This window comes from Streptomyces sp. Alt3, from assembly GCF_030719215.1.
Taxonomy (GTDB): Bacteria; Actinomycetota; Actinomycetes; order Streptomycetales; family Streptomycetaceae; genus Streptomyces; species Streptomyces glycanivorans.
The window spans coordinates 3,159,987-3,176,396 of record NZ_CP120983.1; the positions used below are offsets into that span (position 1 = coordinate 3,159,987).

Annotated in this window: 15 protein-coding genes and 1 pseudogene; 5 read left to right on the top strand and 11 right to left on the bottom strand. The window is 70.0% G+C overall.

Features of this window, described 5'->3' with window-relative positions; genetic code table 11:
* The first annotated feature begins 66 nt into the window (after positions 1 to 66).
* The 3 genes from P8A20_RS13495 (at position 67) to P8A20_RS13505 (ending at position 2,164) form a co-directional block, all read left to right on the top strand.
* Positions 67 to 783: a L,D-transpeptidase family protein gene (locus P8A20_RS13495; protein WP_147959201.1), complete on the top strand. Its 717-nt coding sequence runs from the start codon at positions 67 to 69 to the stop codon at positions 781 to 783.
* Positions 784 to 872: 89 nt separating this feature from the next.
* A complete protein-coding gene (locus P8A20_RS13500) occupies positions 873 to 1,862 on the top strand; it encodes a sigma-70 family RNA polymerase sigma factor (RefSeq protein ID WP_147959200.1) in 990 nt (329 codons plus the stop codon).
* The gene (locus tag P8A20_RS13505; RefSeq protein ID WP_306103572.1) at positions 1,859 to 2,164 is read left to right on the top strand and encodes a hypothetical protein; all 306 of its coding nucleotides are present in this window, start codon (positions 1,859 to 1,861) and stop codon (positions 2,162 to 2,164) included. The genes P8A20_RS13500 and P8A20_RS13505 overlap by 4 nt, the downstream gene beginning before the upstream one ends.
* 8 nt (positions 2,165 to 2,172) lie before the next feature.
* On the opposite strand, the gene P8A20_RS13510 is transcribed toward P8A20_RS13505, so the two are convergent.
* The 10 genes and pseudogenes from P8A20_RS13510 to P8A20_RS13555 all read right to left on the bottom strand — a co-directional run bounded on the left by P8A20_RS13510 (position 2,173) and on the right by P8A20_RS13555 (position 12,967).
* Positions 2,173 to 2,517: an STAS domain-containing protein gene (locus P8A20_RS13510; RefSeq protein WP_306103573.1), complete on the bottom strand. Its 345-nt coding sequence runs from the start codon at positions 2,515 to 2,517 to the stop codon at positions 2,173 to 2,175.
* Positions 2,518 to 2,537: 20 nt separating this feature from the next.
* Positions 2,538 to 3,128 carry a Uma2 family endonuclease gene (locus P8A20_RS13515; protein ID WP_147959198.1) on the bottom strand — a complete coding sequence of 197 codons (591 nt, stop codon included), beginning with the start codon at positions 3,126 to 3,128 and terminating at the stop codon, positions 2,538 to 2,540.
* 98 nt (positions 3,129 to 3,226) lie between these two features.
* Positions 3,227 to 4,504 (bottom strand): thymidine phosphorylase, encoded by a 1,278-nt coding sequence (locus tag P8A20_RS13520; protein ID WP_147959197.1) that lies wholly within the window; start codon positions 4,502 to 4,504, stop codon positions 3,227 to 3,229.
* A gap of 136 nt (positions 4,505 to 4,640) precedes the next feature.
* Positions 4,641 to 5,039 carry a cytidine deaminase gene (locus tag P8A20_RS13525; RefSeq protein WP_147959196.1) on the bottom strand — a complete coding sequence of 133 codons (399 nt, stop codon included), beginning with the start codon at positions 5,037 to 5,039 and terminating at the stop codon, positions 4,641 to 4,643.
* Positions 5,036 to 6,298: an ABC transporter permease gene (locus P8A20_RS13530; RefSeq protein WP_147959195.1), complete on the bottom strand. Its 1,263-nt coding sequence runs from the start codon at positions 6,296 to 6,298 to the stop codon at positions 5,036 to 5,038. Before P8A20_RS13530 ends, P8A20_RS13525 begins: the two co-directional genes overlap by 4 nt.
* Entirely contained in the window at positions 6,295 to 7,413 is a 1,119-nt protein-coding gene (locus tag P8A20_RS13535) for an ABC transporter permease (protein WP_147959194.1), read from the bottom strand. Before P8A20_RS13535 ends, P8A20_RS13530 begins: the two co-directional genes overlap by 4 nt.
* Positions 7,413 to 8,996 carry an ABC transporter ATP-binding protein gene (locus tag P8A20_RS13540; RefSeq protein ID WP_306105146.1) on the bottom strand — a complete coding sequence of 528 codons (1,584 nt, stop codon included), beginning with the start codon at positions 8,994 to 8,996 and terminating at the stop codon, positions 7,413 to 7,415. Before P8A20_RS13540 ends, P8A20_RS13535 begins: the two co-directional genes overlap by 1 nt.
* Before the next feature lie 261 nt (positions 8,997 to 9,257).
* Complete coding sequence (locus tag P8A20_RS13545) at positions 9,258 to 10,313, bottom strand: BMP family lipoprotein (RefSeq protein ID WP_147961872.1); 1,056 nt, start codon at positions 10,311 to 10,313, stop codon at positions 9,258 to 9,260.
* A 205-nt stretch (positions 10,314 to 10,518) separates the two neighbouring features.
* Positions 10,519 to 11,733, bottom strand: coding sequence for an amidohydrolase (locus P8A20_RS13550; RefSeq protein ID WP_147961871.1), 1,215 nt, complete (start codon positions 11,731 to 11,733; stop codon positions 10,519 to 10,521).
* Positions 11,734 to 11,899: 166 nt separating this feature from the next.
* Positions 11,900 to 12,967 (bottom strand): annotated as a pseudogene (locus P8A20_RS13555) (MarR family transcriptional regulator).
* Between the two features lie 425 nt (positions 12,968 to 13,392).
* Between P8A20_RS13555 and P8A20_RS13560 the strand changes: the two are divergent.
* Together P8A20_RS13560 and P8A20_RS13565 are read left to right on the top strand one after the other, a co-directional pair.
* Positions 13,393 to 14,145 (top strand): hypothetical protein, encoded by a 753-nt coding sequence (locus P8A20_RS13560; protein WP_187282129.1) that lies wholly within the window; start codon positions 13,393 to 13,395, stop codon positions 14,143 to 14,145.
* Between the two features lie 72 nt (positions 14,146 to 14,217).
* Entirely contained in the window at positions 14,218 to 14,682 is a 465-nt protein-coding gene (locus P8A20_RS13565) for a hypothetical protein (protein ID WP_306103574.1), read from the top strand.
* Positions 14,683 to 14,721: 39 nt separating this feature from the next.
* Here the strand turns inward: P8A20_RS13565 and P8A20_RS13570 are convergent, their stop codons facing one another.
* On the bottom strand, positions 14,722 to 16,338 hold the full coding sequence (locus P8A20_RS13570; RefSeq protein WP_147959192.1) for an ADP-ribosyltransferase domain-containing protein: 1,617 nt from the start codon (positions 16,336 to 16,338) through the stop codon (positions 14,722 to 14,724).
* Positions 16,339 to 16,410 lie beyond the last annotated feature (72 nt).

Sequence of the window (16,410 nt, forward strand, 5' to 3'; positions counted from 1 at the left end):
GCTCCCCGACGCGCGTCCAACAAGCGGAGACCACCGCTGGGCGAACGCGAAGGGGAGCAGGCGTACATGAGAATCATGGGGAAGATATCCGGCGTACGGGTGCGGCGCGGTGCCGTTCTGTCCGTCGCCGGCCTGGTGGCCGCACCGGCCCTGGTCCTGAGCACCGGGACGGCCGCCCAGGCGGCATCCTGCACGGCGGCGAAGGGGCCGTACCAGAAGCAGGTGGAGAAGTGGCTGAAGCGGACGGCCGACGGCAGGCAGTCGGTCGCCGACTGCAAGGCCATCCGCTCGTTCCAGGCCGACAAGGGCATCACTCCGGCCGCCGGGTACGCGGGGCCGGTCACCTGGCGCACGATGAAGACCATCACCGCCCAGAAGGCCGCGGGCAAGAACCCCAACGCCGCGAAGAAGTGCCCCACGAACAAGGGGCGCATCGCCTGTGTGGACCTGACCAGGCAGCTGAGCTGGATCCAGGACGGGTCCAAGCTGAAGTTCGGCCCGGTGCCGGTGCGCACGGGCCGCAACGGCGACGAGACGCGGACCGGTTCCAAGAAGATCTACTGGCGCAACATCGACCACTGGTCGACGCTCTACGACGTCAGCATGCCGTACGCCCAGTTCTTCGACGGCGGGCAGGCGTTCCACTCGGTCACCAAGTCCATGTACAACAACCCGGGATCGGCGGGCTGCGTCAACATGCGCCCGGCGGACGCGAAGTCGTACTGGAACCTGCTGAAGAACGGTGACGACGTCTACGTCTACGGGCGCAAGCCCGGCACCTGAGCCGCGGTTTCCCGCTTCCCGCCCCGGATGTCGGTGCCCTGCGGTAGCTTCCACAGTGAGCGGTGTCACAGCGCAACTGGGGTGGAGCGATGAGTGATCTGACAGCGACGACGGACATCGACAGCCGTCTCGAAGGACACCGGGTCGAGCTGACCGGTTACTGCTACCGGATGCTCGGCTCGGCCTTCGAGGCGGAGGACGCGGTCCAGGACACGCTGGTCCGCGCCTGGCGCAACTTCGACAAGTTCGAGGGCCGTTCCTCGCTGCGCTCCTGGCTGTACCGCATCGCGACGAACGTCTGCCTGGACATGCTGAAGGCCGGCAACAAGCGGGCCAGGCCGGTGGATCTGACCGGCCCGACGCCGCTGGCCCAGGCCGCGCTCAACCCCCTCCCGGAGAACACCTGGCTGGAGCCGATGCCGGACGGCCGCGTCCTGCCCTCGATCGCCGACCCGGCGGAGGCGGCCGTGGCCCGGGAGTCGGTGCGCCTCGCGTTCGTCGCCGCCCTCCAGCACCTCCCGCCCAAGCAGCGCGCGGTGCTGATCCTGCGCGAGGTCCTGGCCTGGAAGGCGAGCGAGGTCGCCGAACTGCTCGACACCTCGGTCGCCTCGGTCAACAGCGCCCTGCAGCGGGCCCGGGCGACGCTGTCGGACACGGAGGGCACGGCCCCGGACACCGCGAATCCGCTGGACGACGAGCAGCGCAAGCTGCTGGACCGCTATGTGGCGGCGTTCGAGGGGTACGACATGGCGGCGCTGACGGCGCTTCTCCACGAGGACGCCGTGATGACCATGCCGCCGTTCGATCTCTGGCTCCAGGGACACGACGACATCACCGGCTTCATGCTCAGCATCGGCGCGGGCTGCGCGGGTTCCCGGCTGGTGGCGACGGAGGCCAACGGGACCCCGGCCTTCGCGCACTACAAGCCGAATCCGGACGGGCCGGGCTTCGTGCCGTGGGCGGTGCAGGTCATCGACATCTCGGAGGGCGCCATCACCGGGATGCACTGCTTCCTGGACACCCCGCGCTGGTTCCCGCTGTTCGGGCTGCCGGACCATCTGGAGGCCGACGCCGTATGAGGTCCGGGCGGCCCGTGGTGATCGCCTGGGCCCTCCTGGTGGCGGGTGGCTGGGCGGCGACGCTGTGGCTGGGCGAGCCGTCCGCCACGGCGGGTCCGGACCCGGCCCCTGCCGCCGGGGTCCCGGCCGACAACCCCGAACCGGGACCTCAGCCGGAGGGCTCGTGCCCAAGGGCGACACCAGCACCCTCGCCGAGCGCCGTAGCGTCGCTCGCCAAGGTTCCGGAGATGCGTTACGGGGCCCGGCCCGACAAGCAATTCGTCTGCACCACGGTCATTCGCGATCACGCCACGGTCCGCTGAGCACCGGATCATTCCGGGACCGCCCGGACGTTCCCCACCACGCCGCTCAGTCCCACCAGGTCGAGCAGCGCCCGGAGTTCGGTCGGGACGTTGCGCAGCCGCAGCTCGACGTCCCCGGCCCTGCGGGCGACGAGTCCCAGCCGTGCTATCGCCTCGACCAGGGCGAGATCGGCGTGCGTCACCCCGCCCATGTCGCAGTCGACGACCACGGTGTCGGGGGCGTCGGCCAGCAGCGTCTCCAGCTCGGCGCAGAGCCCCGGCACCTCGGCGCGGGTGACCCGGCCTGTGACGACGAGAGCGTTCGGAGTGATGGCATCCACACCAGGGAGACCGGCGGGGCGCCCGGAACTCATCGGCCGGGCGGGTCCGTGTCTCAGCCGGCCGGGAGGACGCCGGTGTCCAGATCCAGACCGAAGGGCTTCGGCAGCGTCAGCGTCTCGCCGTACTCGACCGCCTCCAGGAGGCGGTAGGTGCCGTCGCTCGGTTCCCCGTACAGGGTCGCGGTCGGGCGGCCCGTGTGCCAGGGGTCGAGCAGGAGGAACAGTTCGATGCCGGCCTTCGCGTACCCGTGCGCCTTGCCGATGCGGTCGTGGTTGGCGTTGGCCGGCGAGGTGATCTCCACGACGAGGCGGACCTCCTCCGCCGGGACGCGATTGCCGGGCCCGGAGGCGACCGCCCGCGGCAGGACGACGAGATCGGGGATGTACAGCCCCGCGCGTCCGGGCACGGAGACGCCGAGCGTCTGGTAGATCTCCCAGTCCTCCGGGATGACGGTGTACAGCCTGCGCTGGAGCAGCGCTGCTGTGGTGTTGTGATCCTTGGACGGCGGTGGCGACACGGTGACGATCCCCTCGATGATCTCCACCTTGCAGCCCTCGGGTGCGTCCGTCTCCTCCCAGATCCGGACGAGGTCGTCCCAGTGCTGGCCGTGGCCCGGCCCGGGACCGACGGTGAGTGCGCTCATGGCGGTCTCCTCTTATCGGTGCGTCACCGAGTCCAGCATGCCGAACGGGACCGGTGGTGGTCCACCGGTCCCGTTCACCCGAAAGGGAAAGCCGCAGGTCAGGCGATACGTTCCCGCACCACCGGCGTGGCGGTGAAGGGGGTGCCGGCCGGTGCGATGTCGTAGGAGCCGGGCAGCGCCTTCAGCGCGTACTCGAACTTCTCGGGGGTGTCCGTGTGCAGGGTCATCAGCGGCTGGCCCTCGGCCACCGTGTCACCCGGCTTGGCGTGCAGTTCGACACCCGCGCCCGCCTGCACCGGGTCCTCCTTGCGGGCGCGGCCGGCACCGAGGCGCCAGGCGGCGACGCCGACGTCGTACGCGTCCAGGCGCGTCAGCACTCCCGAGGACGGGGCGCTGATCACGTGCTGCTCGCGGGCGACGGGGAGCTCCGCGTCGGGGTCGCCGCCCTGGGCAGAGATCATCCGGCGCCAGACGTCCATGGCGGAGCCGTCGGCCAGGGCCTTCTCCGGGTCGGCGTCCTTGAGCCCGGCCGCGTCGAGCATCTCGCGGGCGAGCGCCAGGGTCAGGTCGATGACGTCCTTGGGGCCGCCGCCGGCGAGGACCTCGACGGACTCGCGGACCTCCAGGGCGTTGCCCGCGGTCAGGCCCAGCGGGGTGGACATGTCGGTGAGCAGCGCGACCGTGCGGACGCCGCTGTCGGTGCCCAGCGCGACCATGGTGGAGGCCAGTTCGCGGGCGTCCTCGATGGTCTTCATGAAGGCGCCGGAGCCGACCTTCACGTCCAGGACGAGCGCGCCGGTGCCCTCGGCGATCTTCTTGGACATGATCGAGCTGGCGATGAGCGGGATCGCCTCGACGGTGCCGGTGACGTCGCGCAGCGCGTACAGCTTCTTGTCCGCGGGGGCGAGGCCGTCGCCCGCCGCGCAGATCACGGCGCCGGTGGTGTCCAGGACGTCGAGCATCTCGGCGTTGGAGATATGGGCGCGCCAGCCGGGGATGGACTCCAGCTTGTCGAGGGTGCCACCGGTGTGGCCGAGGCCCCGACCGCTCAGCTGCGGCACCGCGGCACCGCAGGCGGCGACCAGCGGGGCGAGCGGCAGGGTGATCTTGTCGCCGACGCCGCCGGTGGAGTGCTTGTCGGTGGTGGGGCGGGAGAGCGCGCCGAAGTCCATCCGCTCGCCGGAGGCGATCATCGCGGCGGTCCAGCGGGCGATCTCGGTGCGGTTCATGCCGTTGAGCAGGATCGCCATGGCCAGCGCGGACATCTGCTCGTCGGCGACCTCGCCGCGCGTGTACGCGTCGATGACCCAGTCGATCTGCTCGGGGCTGAGCTCGCCCCGGTCCCGCTTGGTGCGGATGACGGAGATGGCGTCCATGGGAGGGGAGTCCTTCCGGCCGGAGGGGTGGGCGAGAGTCCCGTTGACTCTACGCGCATAGAGAGAAGACGTTCCGCCACCCCGGTCCCCGGGCCGGGCGGGCCGGTCCGGGGATCGGGGTGGCGGTGGTGGGGAACTAGCCCAGGTTCTGCGGCCCGAAGGCCTGCGGCAGCATCTCGTCGAGCGTACGGAGGCCGTCCGGGGTCTCCAGCACGAGTTCGGGCCCGCCGAACTCGTACAGCAGCTGACGGCACCGCCCGCACGGCACCAGGGCCGCGCCCTTGCCGTCCACGCAGGTGAAGTGGGTCAGCCGACCCCCGCCCGTGGCTGCCAGTTGCGAGACCAGCCCGCACTCCGCGCACAGGCCGATGCCGTACGAGGCGTTCTCGACGTTGCATCCGGTGATCATGCGGCCGTCGTCGACGAGGGCGGCCACGCCGACCGGGTAGCCCGAGTACGGGGCGTACGCCCGGGACATCGCGTCCCGAGCCGCCTCGCGCAGCTTCTCCCAGTCGACGGGGGCGGGGGCCGTCACTTGCCCTCGCCCTTGCGGTACGGCACACCGTCCGCCTTGGGCATGCGGAGCCGCTGCGCGGACAGTGCGAGGACGAGCAGCGTGGTGACGTACGGCGCGGCGTCGACGAACTGGCTCGGCACCTGGTCCGTCAGGAAGTACCAGGTGAACAGCAGGGCGGAGATGGCCGCCGAGATCAGCGCGGTCAGGTACTTCTTCCGGTAGAGCTGCCAGAACACGACGACCACGAGCAGGATCGCCAGGAGCAGCAGCATGGCGTGGACGTTCTCGGCGCCGCCGCGCAGCTTGAGGCTGTCGGTGAAGCCGAAGAGCCCGGCGCCCAGGGCCATGCCGCCCGGCATCCAGTTGCCGAAGATCATCGCGGCGAGACCGATGTAGCCGCGCCCGCCGGTCTGGCCCTCCTGGTAGATGCTGGTGGCGACGATGGCCAGGAAGGCACCACCGAGTCCGGCCAGACCACCCGAGATCGTCACGGCGATGTACTTGTACTTGTAGACGTTGACGCCGAGGGTCTCGGCCGCCACCGGGCTCTCACCGCAGGAGCGGAGCCGCAGACCGAAGGCGGTGCGCCACAGGACGAACCACGTGGCGGGAATGAGGAGCAGGGCGACGACGGTCAGCAGCGAGAGCCCGGTGACCAGGCCGCCGATGATGCCGGCGAGGTCGGACACGAAGAACCAGTGGTGCTGTTGCAGGTCCTGCATCCAGTCCGACAACCCCGGAACGGTGATCTTGTCGATCTCCTCGAGCCGCGGCGACTGCTTGGAGGAGCCACCGGGCTCGTCGGCGAAGGTGAAGTTCGACAGGTAGCGGGTGACGCCCACGGCGAGGATGTTGATGGCCACACCGGAGACGATGTGGTTCACGCCGAAGGTGACCGTGATGACCGCGTGCAGCAGACCGCCGAGCGCACCGCCGATGATGCCGAACAGGACTCCCACCCAGGGGCCCCACTGGAATCCGGCCCAGGCACCGAACCAGGTGCCGAGGATCATCATGCCCTCGAGGCCGATGTTGACGACGCCCGCCCGCTCGGCCCACAGTCCGCCGAGGCCGGCCAGACCGATCGGCACGGCCAGCTCCAGGGCACCGCTGACCTGACCCACGGAGGTCACGTCGTCGGCACCGCTGATCAGACGGACCAGCGAGACGAGGGCCAGCGCGCCCGCGATGATCAGCAGCACGACGGGCAGCGAGAGCCTGCGTCGGCCGCCGCCCTTCTTGGGGGCGACGCGTGCGGCGGAGACTTCGGTGCTCACAGGGCCGCCTCCTTCTCGGTGGTGAGGGCGTGGCCGGCGGCGAGTTCCTCGCCGACCTTCTGCTGCTGGCGGCGGGTCCCGTAGCGCCGGACGAGTTCGTAGCTGACGACGACCGAGATCACGATCAGGCCCTGCATGATCGTGGCGATCTCCTTCTCGAAACCGAACTGGTCGAGCGGGGAGGACGCCTTGTCCAGGAACGCGATCAGCAGCGCGCTGAGGGCGATCCCCACCGGGTGGTTGCGGCCGAGCAGCGCGATGGTGATGCCGGTGAATCCGAGGCCCACCGGGAAGTCGAGGCTGTAGGTGTGCGTGTCGCCCAGCAGCGTCGGCATGCCGACCAGACCGGCGATGGCACCCGAGATCAGCATCGAGGTCAGGATCATCTTCTTGGCGTCCACGCCGGAGGCCTGGGCGGCGCTCTCGCTGGCGCCCGTGGCACGCAGGTCGAAGCCGAACCGGGTGCGGTTCAGGACGAGCCAGTAGACGAGTCCGCAGCCCGCGGCGACGAAGGTGAATCCGTAGATCTCACCGGCATCGGGGCTCAGGGGGAGGCCCGGGAACCAGCCGGCCTCCGGGATCTCGCCGGTCGTGAGGTTGTTGGAGCCGGCCGCCTGGTCGCCGAAGTTCTTGGGCAGGATCAGCCAGGCGATCAGCGAGGTCGAGATGGAGTTGAGCATGATCGTCGCGACGACCTCGCTCACCCCGCGGGTCGTCTTGAGGATGCCCGCGATGCCGGCCCAGAACGCGCCGACCAGCATGGCCACGATCACGATCAGGGCGATCTGGAGCGGGCCGGGGAGGCTGACGCTGGCTCCGACCAGGGCTGCCACCATCGCCGCGAGCCGGTACTGCCCGTCGACGCCGATGTTGAAGAGGTTCATCCTGAAGCCGACCGCGACCGCGAGAGCGGCGAGGTAGTACGTGCCGGCCTGGTTGATGATCAGGACCTGTACGTCGCTGTACGACACCTGCTCGAAGAGGAGGCGGTACAGCTCGAACGGGTCGCGGTTCGAGATGAGCAGCACCAGGGTGCTGAGGGCGAACGCGACGACCAGGGCGAGCGCCGGGCCGGCGAAGCCCAGGATCAGCCGGTCCTTGTCGAACTTCTTCATCAGGCCTCGTCCTCCGGTGCTGCTTCGAGGTGACCGGCGGCGGCGCCGGTCATGGCCGAGCCCAGTTCCTCGGGTGTGATGGTGGCGGGGTCGGCGTCCGCGACCAGCTGTCCGCGGTACATGACGCGCAGGGTGTCGGAGAGCCCGATCAGCTCGTCCAGGTCGGCCGAGATGAGCAGGACCGCGAGTCCCTCACGGCGTGCCTCGCGGATCTGGTCCCAGATCTGCGCCTGGGCGCCGACGTCCACACCCCGGGTGGGATGGGCGGCGATCAGGAGCTTCGGATTGTGGCTCATCTCCCGGCCGACGATCAGCTTCTGCTGGTTGCCGCCGGAGAGGGAGGCCGCGGTGACCTCGATGCCCGGGGTCCGGACGTCGTACTCGCGCACGATCCGCTCGGTGTCGGCGCGGGCCGCCTTGGGGTCCAGGAGGAAGCCGCGGCTGTTGGGCTTCTCCGTGACGTGGCCGAGGATGCGGTTCTCCCACAGCGGGGCGTCCAGCAGGACACCGTGGCGGTGGCGGTCCTCCGGGATGTACCCGATGCCGCTCTCCCGCCGCTTGCGGGTGGCGGTGCGTGAGATGTCGTCGCCGTCCAGCGAGATCACCCCGCTGTCCGGGGACCGCATGCCGACGAGCGCCTCGATCAGCTCGGTCTGCCCGTTGCCCTCGACACCCGCGATGCCGAGGACCTCTCCCTTGTGGATGGTGAACCCGATGTCGGACAGCACCTCGCGGACGACCCCGTCCGGGTCCGTCGCACCGAGGGAGAGGCCCTCGACCTTCAGCAACGGGACATCGGTGACCGTCGACTCACGCGTCTCCGGCGACGGGAGCTCGCTGCCGACCATCAGCTCGGCGAGCTGCTTGGTCGTGGTGTTCGCCGGGTCGGCGGTGCCCACGGTCGTGCCCCGCCGGATCACCGTGATCTCGTCGGCGACGGAGAGCACTTCCCCGAGCTTGTGCGAGATGAAGATGACGGTGAGTCCCTCGGCCTTCAGCTCCCTGAGGTTGGCGAAGAGCGCGTCGACCTCCTGCGGGACCAGCACGGCGGTCGGCTCGTCCAGGATGAGGATGCGGGCACCGCGGTAGAGGACCTTGAGGATCTCCACACGCTGGCGGTCCGCGACCCCGAGGTCCTCGACGAGCGCGTCGGGTCGCACACCGAGGCCGTACGCGTCGGAGATCTCCTTGATCTTCCTGCGCGCGGCCGATCCGATGCCGTGCAGCTTCTCCCCGCCCAGGACGACGTTCTCCAGGACGGTGAAGTTGTCCGCGAGCATGAAGTGCTGGTGCACCATGCCGATGCCGCGTGCGATGGCGTCACCCGGGTTGCTGAACGAGACCTGCTCGCCGTTCACCGCGATCGTGCCCTCGTCCGGCTTCTGCATGCCGTAGAGGATCTTCATCAGGGTGGACTTGCCGGCACCGTTCTCGCCGACGAGGGCGTGGACCGTGCCCTGACGGACAGTGATCCCGATGTCGTGGTTGGCCACGACTCCGGGGAAACGCTTGGTGATGCCGTGCAGTTCTACGGCAGGGGGACTGCTGGACGCGTTGATGACGCACTCTCCTTGGCCGGACAGGAGCGGGGGCACAGGGGGCAGGGGCGGGGCGAAGTTATCGCGCCCAAGGACTGTCTACACGCGTAGTGCTGCCGAATCGTAAGGCGTAGGTCCACGACCTTGTCCGGACTCGGGCTCCCGGGCCGGTACGAGCAGGGCACTGCGAGGCACAACTTCTTCGGTACGTCGATGCTTCGGCACTTCTCGGCGGACACCCCACGGGCCCGGAGCGCGACGGTGCGCGCTCCGGGCCCACGGGAAACCAGCCGTTCGACCGGAACCCTACGGGGCGGTCCTGACGGTGATCTTGCCGTCGATGATTTCCTTCTTCGCCTTGTCCACGGCGGCGATGACCTCGGTCATCTTGGTGAAGGCCGCGTTGGAGGTGGCCAGGCCGACGCCGTCCTTGTCGAGGCCGTAGCGGACCTCACCGGACTCGGGCTTGCCGTCCTTGACGGACTTGATCAGGTTGAAGACGGAGTCCTCGACGTCCTTGGTGACCGAGGTCAGGATCGACTCCTTGTAGGCGGCCAGACCCTCCTGCGCGTACTGGTCGGAGTCGACGCCGATGTTCCACTTGCCCGCCTTGGAGACGGCCTCGATGGCACCGGAGCCGGCCAGACCGGCGGCCGAGTAGACCACGTCGGCGCCCTTGTCGAGCTGCCCCTGGGCGGCGGCCTTGCCGAGGTCGGGCTTGGAGAAGCCGTCGAAGTTCGGCGGCTGCGTCAGGTACTGCGGGACGACCTTCACCGAGGAGTCGGTGTCCGCGACGCCCTGCACGAAGCCGGCCTCGAACTTCTTGATCAGCGGGGTCTCGACACCACCGATGAAGCCGACCTTCTTGGTCTTGGTGACCTTGGCGGCGGCGACACCCGCGAGGTAGGAGCCCTGCTCCTCGTTGAACACTATGTTCGCGATGTTGTCGCCCGTGACCGAGGCGTCGTCGATGATGCCGAAGGTGATCTTCGGGAACTTCGGCGCGACCTTCTCGATGGCCGGGGCGTAGGCGAAGCCGACACCGATCACCGGGTTGTTGCCGGCGCGGGCCAGCGCGGTGAGGCGCTGCACCTTGTCGGCGTCCGCCTCGCCGTCCGAGGGCTCGGCCTCGGTGCCCTTGACGTCGAGGTCCTTCTCGGCGCGGGCCAGACCCGCGTAGGCGGCGTCGTTGAACGACTGGTCGCCACGACCGCCGATGTCGTACGCGATGGCTGTCTTGGCGCCCTTCGAGTCGGACGATGTGCCCGACGACGAGGTCGACGATTCGCCACACGCGGTTACGCTGAGCGCAAGCGCCGCGGACATGACGCCCACGGTGGCAATCCTGGTGATCCGGCGCAAGGGAAGGCTCCTTCAAACCTGACCGAAGCGCCTCTTCCGGCGCTGGTTTCGCGGCGATCGTAACGCGCGTAGATGTCAGATAAAGCCCCCTACGGAAGCTGTTATCGGATCGTCGCGAACAGAAGGTGTCCTGGCCGGTCACGAGCCGTTACGAGAAGGAAACGCGAGGTCATCCAGGCGCGGACCGCCTCGCGGTTCCACCAGGTCAGACATCGAGCAGCGCGGCCGCCGTGAACAGCTCCACACCGACCGTGATGGCCTCCTCGTCCACGTCGAAGTTGCCCCGGTGCAGGTCCAGCCCGCGGGTGTCGCCCGGCGCCCGGACCCCGAGCCTCGCCATGGCGCCCGGGATCTTCTCCAGGTACCAGGAGAAGTCCTCGCCGCCCAGGCTCTGCTCGGTGTCCTCGATCGCATACGATCCGCGACGGATCGTCATCGCGGCGTCCAGGAGACCGATGGTCTCGGCCTCGTTGACCACGGGCGGCACCCCGCGGACGTAGTCGATGACCGTCTTGGCCCCGTGCATCGCGGCCACCTCGTCGATCGCCGCGTGCACCAGGTCGGGCGCCTGCCGCCAGCTCTCCAGGTCGAGGCAGCGGACCGTCCCGGACAGCTCGGCGTGCTGCGGGATGACGTTGGGCGCGTGCCCGGTCTGCAACCGCCCCCAGGTGACGGCGAGGCCGGCGCGTGCGTCGACGCGCCGGGCGAGCAGCGCGGGCACGTCGGTGGCCACCCGGGCCGCCGCGGTGACCAGGTCGGTGGTGAGGTGCGGGCGGGCGGTGTGTCCGCCGGGCCCGTCGAGGGAGATCTCCAGACGGTCGCAGGCGGAGGTGATCGGCCCGATCCGGAGCCCGATCTTCCCCACGTCCACCTTGGGGTCGCAGTGCACCCCGATGATCCGCCCCACGCCTTCCAGCACCCCGGCCGCGACCGCGTCGGATGCGCCGCCGGGGAGCACCTCCTCGGCGGGCTGGAAGATCAGCCGGACCGGGCGGGGCAGCAGCCCCTGCCGGTCCAGGTCGCTCAGGAGGAGACCCGCCCCCAGGACACAGCTCGTGTGGACGTCGTGACCGCAGGCGTGCGCCCGGTCGGGCACGGTGGATCTGTAGGAGACGCCCGCCTTCGTGTCCGGGATCGGCAGCGCGTCGATGTCCCCCCGGAGGGCGAGCATCGGCGTCACGCCGTCCCACTCCCCCACGTCACAGACCAGTCCTGTGCCACCAGGCAGCACCTGCGGTTCCAGCCCGGCCTTCTCGAGCCTCGCCTTGATGGCCGCGGTGGTGCGGAACTCCTGGTTGCCGAGCTCGGGGTGCATGTGCAGATCACGGCGGAAGGCGATGAGCTCGGCACGCAGGTCGTCGGGCAGGGTGCCGGGCAGAACGGCCTCGGCGTGGGGCGCACGGGACTTCAACTGGTTCACCCATCCAAGGGTAGGCCCCTGGTACCCACAACTGGCCACAGATCAACAAAAGTTCAGCCGCTTAGAGGAACAAAAGATGGCGCTGCGGCGTGTGACGGAAGGCCCCGATGGGTAAACTCGCCCGCTTTCCACCGCCATGCGGGGCGCTGCCCCTGCACCTCTCCGGTCAGGGGAGCCTGAGCAGTTCACGGAGCGTACCGACGTACGCCTTCACATCGCGTTCGGCGGGAGACACTGGAGCTCCGGGCGCCGTGGGTGCTGTGGACACCTCGGGTGCCGTGAGGGCCGTCGCCGTGGCCGTCGGGCCGGGGGTTCAGCAGGAACGGCAGAGCCCGTCCGGGAGCGCCTCGGGGCGGCCGGGTGCGCCGCACTCCGTGCATTCGACCATCGGGCGCGGCACGGGTGCGCCGGACGCTTCGGGCGCGGGTGCGACAGGCATCTCGGGCGGGACCCTGTCGCGGAGCCGCCGCCTGACGAAGCCGACCGGGGAGGCGACGGCGGCGGGGAGCCCGGCGGTGAGGGTCTGGACCATGCACTCCGCTCCCACGCCCCGAGCGAGCCAGGCGGCGGCCAGGCCCTCCAGGGCGGCGCAGTCGGCGGCGGAGAGCGCGAGACGGGCGTCGGCCCGGCCGAGACGGGCGAGCACGAGGTACGCGGGCGAGGCACCGGAGGTCTCGGCGGGCGCCGGGCGCTGCTCTTCGGTGCCCGGTTCCTCGGTGCGCTGCTGCGGCACCGGTGGCAGGGCGGGGGTGTCGGAGGCGGCGGGAGGAACGGGGGCGGGTGCGGAGCCGGAGGCGGCGGGTGCGGAGCCGGAGGTGCCCGAGCAGCCCGGCGCCCCGGTGAGGAACGCGGTCCACCACTCGTTGTCCCGGGCCGTACGGGACCAGTAGGTGCGGGTGATCCAGCGGACCTGGCCTCCACCCGCATCGGCGGGCACCCGTACGTGGCGCAGATGTCCGGCCACCCCCAGGGCGCGCAGGGCGCTGCCGACGGCCATCTGGCCGCACAGCGGCAAGCTCCTGGCCAGCGACTTGATGTCCATGGCCGCACCCTCGGGCAGGTGGTCCACGTAACCGGCGACGTACCGCTCACGCTCCGGCAGCAGGGCGAAGTCGTCGGGGCGGGATGCCTGTTGGTCCGGCGCGGAGCGCTTGCCGTAGCCGGGGTTGGCCCTCGCGTACGGGCGGGAGGGTGCGGGTGCGCACGGGGCGGAGCTAGGGTGCTGGACAGCCACGGGATCGTCCCAGGGTGCGATCTTGCGGTGAGACCCCGGCCTGGTGCTTCTACACCGCGTCGGGGTCGTTCAGTTCTGCGCACCGTAAGCAGCCGCGACTCTGCGCCGCAAGTCGGTCACGATTAGTCATACTTGCTGGCCGTGACAGGTTCGGGAGGGTGGGGAGGTTTCTCCCCCACCCTTCTTTTTCCCACCCGGATGACTGCACGTCTCGACTCCCGGCCCTCGGATCCCGGCCCTCGGATCCCGAAGCTCAAGCGTCGGGCCCTCACCGCGTGGCTATCCCTCGGACGAGTGAACCGATGGTTCCGGAGCTCGGAGGCCGAGCTTCGGGATCCGAGCTCCGGGACCGGCTTCGCCACAGGTTGTCGACAAACTCAAAGCGCCGCAGCGGCAAGGCCGTTGCGTTCGAATACTGTGCACGAATGTCACACGAGCGCACGCATGGCGGCTACCGGACGGGGGGCCTGTGGGCAGCGGCAGGTATCGCCTTCGGGGCACTGGCCGTGTGCCTGTTCCTCGCCCTCTTCGGGATGCTGGAGTTCGACGAGCGGTGCATGCACGGGCTGGTGTCGGGTCCGGGCCGTCTCCAGGAGGTGCGGTACCAGGCGTTTCCACCGGCCACCGTCTGCGAGTTCCAGGGCGGGGACGTCATGTCCGTCGGCGGCCGGGAGGTGCTCGGCCCGCTGCTCCGGGTCAGCCTGCTGGTCGTGGTCGTGTGCGGGGCCCTGGCCCTGCTCGCGGAGTGCTTCGATCCGCGGCCGGGCGGCCGTCTGGTGACACCGATGTCCACGACCGAGAAGGTCCGCCGTACGGGGACGGCGTTCACCGTCACGGGTTCGACGTTCCTCCTGCTGTACGCGCTGGCCGGCTCGAGGCTGCTCGCGGGGCCGTCCGAGGCCTGCTCGGCGGGCGGGGACTGGGGCGACCAGGCGCCGAGGACGCTGGATCACAGCTTCTTCCCTCCGCAGGCGACCTGCCAGTTCACCAGCGGCCTCACTGAGCCCCTGAACCACAGCTGGCTGGCGTCCCTGACGGCGCAGTCCGCCGCTCCGGCGCTGCTGGCCGGAGTCGGCTTCGCCCTCGCGTTGCGGCGCAGGCGCGCGGAGTCGAGAGCGGTGCGGCACGGGACCGGCCCGGCGGTCTCCCCGGAGCCCGACCGGGAGAACACGCGCTGACCGGCGCGCACACGCCCACGACCGCACACTCATCGACGTCAGCGCACACATCCACGACAGAGGTGGCCCATGTTGACCAGTGGTTCCCGCAGTACTCCGTCCACCCTCCTCCATCGGTTCGACCGGAACTTCCGCGTCTGGCAGTACGGCGTGGGCCACTCCCACCTGTTGCTCCGCTCCCGCAAGGACGGCGTGGAGGACACCCGGCTGGACCTCCACTTCGAAGCGGTCGAGTCCATGCGGCTGGTGACGAGTTATGAAGGGCTCGAACTCCACACGGTCACCGACTCGGAGTTCTCACGCGTCTACGAGGAATCCGGCGTCCCGCAGAGGTGGCGGGACACCCGACTCGTGGTCCGCCTGAGATCCCGCGGCGGCGCCACGGGCCATGTGCAGTGCGCGCGCGTCATCGCCGACCGGCACCAGGACGACGAGGGCGTGTCGGCGATCCGCGACGTGGTCTGGAGCCTGCGCCCCTCCGGCCTTCGCGTCCCCGGTACGCACTCCGGGGATGCGCAGGACCGTCTGCCGGACTGAAGGGCGCACGAGACGTGCCGGCGGAGCCCTCACCCCGCCTCAGGACACGAGGGTCTGCTCCTCCAGCTCCGTCAGCTTCACGGTGCACAGGCCGCCGCGCTCGGCCTTCACGCCCGTCACCTTGAGCTGGGTGCCCGGCGAGAGGATGAACTCCTCCTCGCCCGTGAAGGCGGAGAAGCGGCGGATGCCCACCGCCCGGACGGGGGTCACCTCGAAGAGCGTCCGCTTGCCGCGGCCTCCGAGGAACGCCCGGGCCACGCCGAGCTCCGACGTGCAGGAGGAAACGCCCCACCAGGTGACGGTCCGGCCGAGCGGGTACTGCGCGCGCAGGTCGAGGGACACTCCGCGCCACAACGGCTGCGTGTGGGCGGGAAGGCTGGACACCGCGGAGAAGAGCAGCCGCAGATAGGGGAGGTACGGGGCGACCTTCGCCCGGTCCGGGGAGCGCAGCACGGCGTTGATCTCCCGGTAGAACGCGGACTCGCAGGTGTAGAGGTGGAGCGCGGCGATGGCGTCGGCGGACAGCTCACCGGTCGCCTCGTCGGCGCGCCTCTTCCCGAATTCGTGCGACCGCACGACGTGCCGGTCGATACCGGCCAGCAGGGGGACGACCGGACCGACGGCCTCCCGGAAGTCCAGGATCGGGGTGTCGAACACCCCTGTGATGGCCGGCAGGACGAGGCCCTCGTCCTTGACGCTCGCGAGCCGGTCCAGATACAGCTGATGCAGCTCCATGGTCGACGCGATGAACGCGCCCATGCGGTCGGCGACCCCGCCATCCGCTCCACCGGACCCTTCCTCGGCCGTGTTCCACCCCTTGCCCGGCAGCCAGTCGACCTCGTCGGCACCCAGCGCGGAGAGGGCGGCGTTGACCGTCCCGAAGTGCTCGCCCTCGCAGAAGATGTCGCCCTGCGCAGCGGGGTTGGCGTGGTCGATGTGCCGGACCTCCACCCCCGGGTACTTCTTCTGGAGCCGTACGACGACGTTCTTCAGGCTGCGCGCGTGAGCCCCCCACCAGGCGAAGACGACGTATCGGTCCTCCTCCTGCGCGTCCTGCTTGGCCCTGAGGATCTCCTCGACGATCCGCTCGACGGCCGGGCGCCAGAACCTGGTGTGCTGGTCGGTCGCCATCGCCCCGTCGCTGCTGGCGGTGAGGGCCGCGTTCAGCAGCAGCACGCCCTGGGTGAGCATCGCCTGGAACCACTCGGGCGGCTGGACGGTGTCCTGGTCCGCGAGGAGCTTGCGCACGTCGGCGATCGGGGTCTTCTTCGGTATGCCGTACTTCCACATCGCCGCCGCCTTGATGATGCAGCGGATGCTCACGGTCCGGCCGAACTGGCTGTCCTTCCAGTCGTGGAAGGTGTTGTCGAACATGGCGATGCCGGTGGCGCTCTCCGGCCGCGGGTAGGGGTTCTGCCCGAAGACGACCACCTTCCACTTGTGCGGCGGATGGGGCTTGAGCGCCTGGAAGGTGAGTTCGCGTACGGGGACGACGCCGGGTCCGCGGGCAGGCCCGATGAAGTCTGCCGCGTCCGCACGTGCCTCGATGACCGGCTTCAGCAGCGGGAGCCACGGTTCGCCGCCGCCCTGGAACAGGTCGGCGAGGGCCAGCGGGTCGTTCGGGGCGGGCTGGTCCGGGGTGTTGGCATCGCTCATGGTGGAGGCGCTCCGCGGTGTCGGTCCGTGCCGGGGGCAGGACAGGGTCGTCGCGGGTCCGGCATCCTGCGC

What these genes read in the sequence shown, in the direction of transcription:
- P8A20_RS13495 (WP_147959201.1), top strand. Translation starts at nt 67, where the DNA reads ATGAGAATCATGGGGAAGATATCCGGCGTACGGGTGCGGCGCGGTGCC.
- P8A20_RS13535 (WP_147959194.1), bottom strand. Translation starts at nt 7,413, where the DNA reads ATGAAGAAGTTCGACAAGGACCGGCTGATCCTGGGCTTCGCCGGCCCG.
- P8A20_RS13570 (WP_147959192.1), bottom strand. Translation starts at nt 16,338, where the DNA reads ATGAGCGATGCCAACACCCCGGACCAGCCCGCCCCGAACGACCCGCTG.
- P8A20_RS13500 (WP_147959200.1), top strand. Translation starts at nt 873, where the DNA reads ATGAGTGATCTGACAGCGACGACGGACATCGACAGCCGTCTCGAAGGA.
- P8A20_RS13510 (WP_306103573.1), bottom strand. Translation starts at nt 2,517, where the DNA reads ATGAGTTCCGGGCGCCCCGCCGGTCTCCCTGGTGTGGATGCCATCACT.
- P8A20_RS13560 (WP_187282129.1), top strand. Translation starts at nt 13,393, where the DNA reads ATGTCACACGAGCGCACGCATGGCGGCTACCGGACGGGGGGCCTGTGG.
- P8A20_RS13505 (WP_306103572.1), top strand. Translation starts at nt 1,859, where the DNA reads ATGAGGTCCGGGCGGCCCGTGGTGATCGCCTGGGCCCTCCTGGTGGCG.
- P8A20_RS13520 (WP_147959197.1), bottom strand. Translation starts at nt 4,504, where the DNA reads ATGGACGCCATCTCCGTCATCCGCACCAAGCGGGACCGGGGCGAGCTC.
- P8A20_RS13515 (WP_147959198.1), bottom strand. Translation starts at nt 3,128, where the DNA reads ATGAGCGCACTCACCGTCGGTCCCGGGCCGGGCCACGGCCAGCACTGG.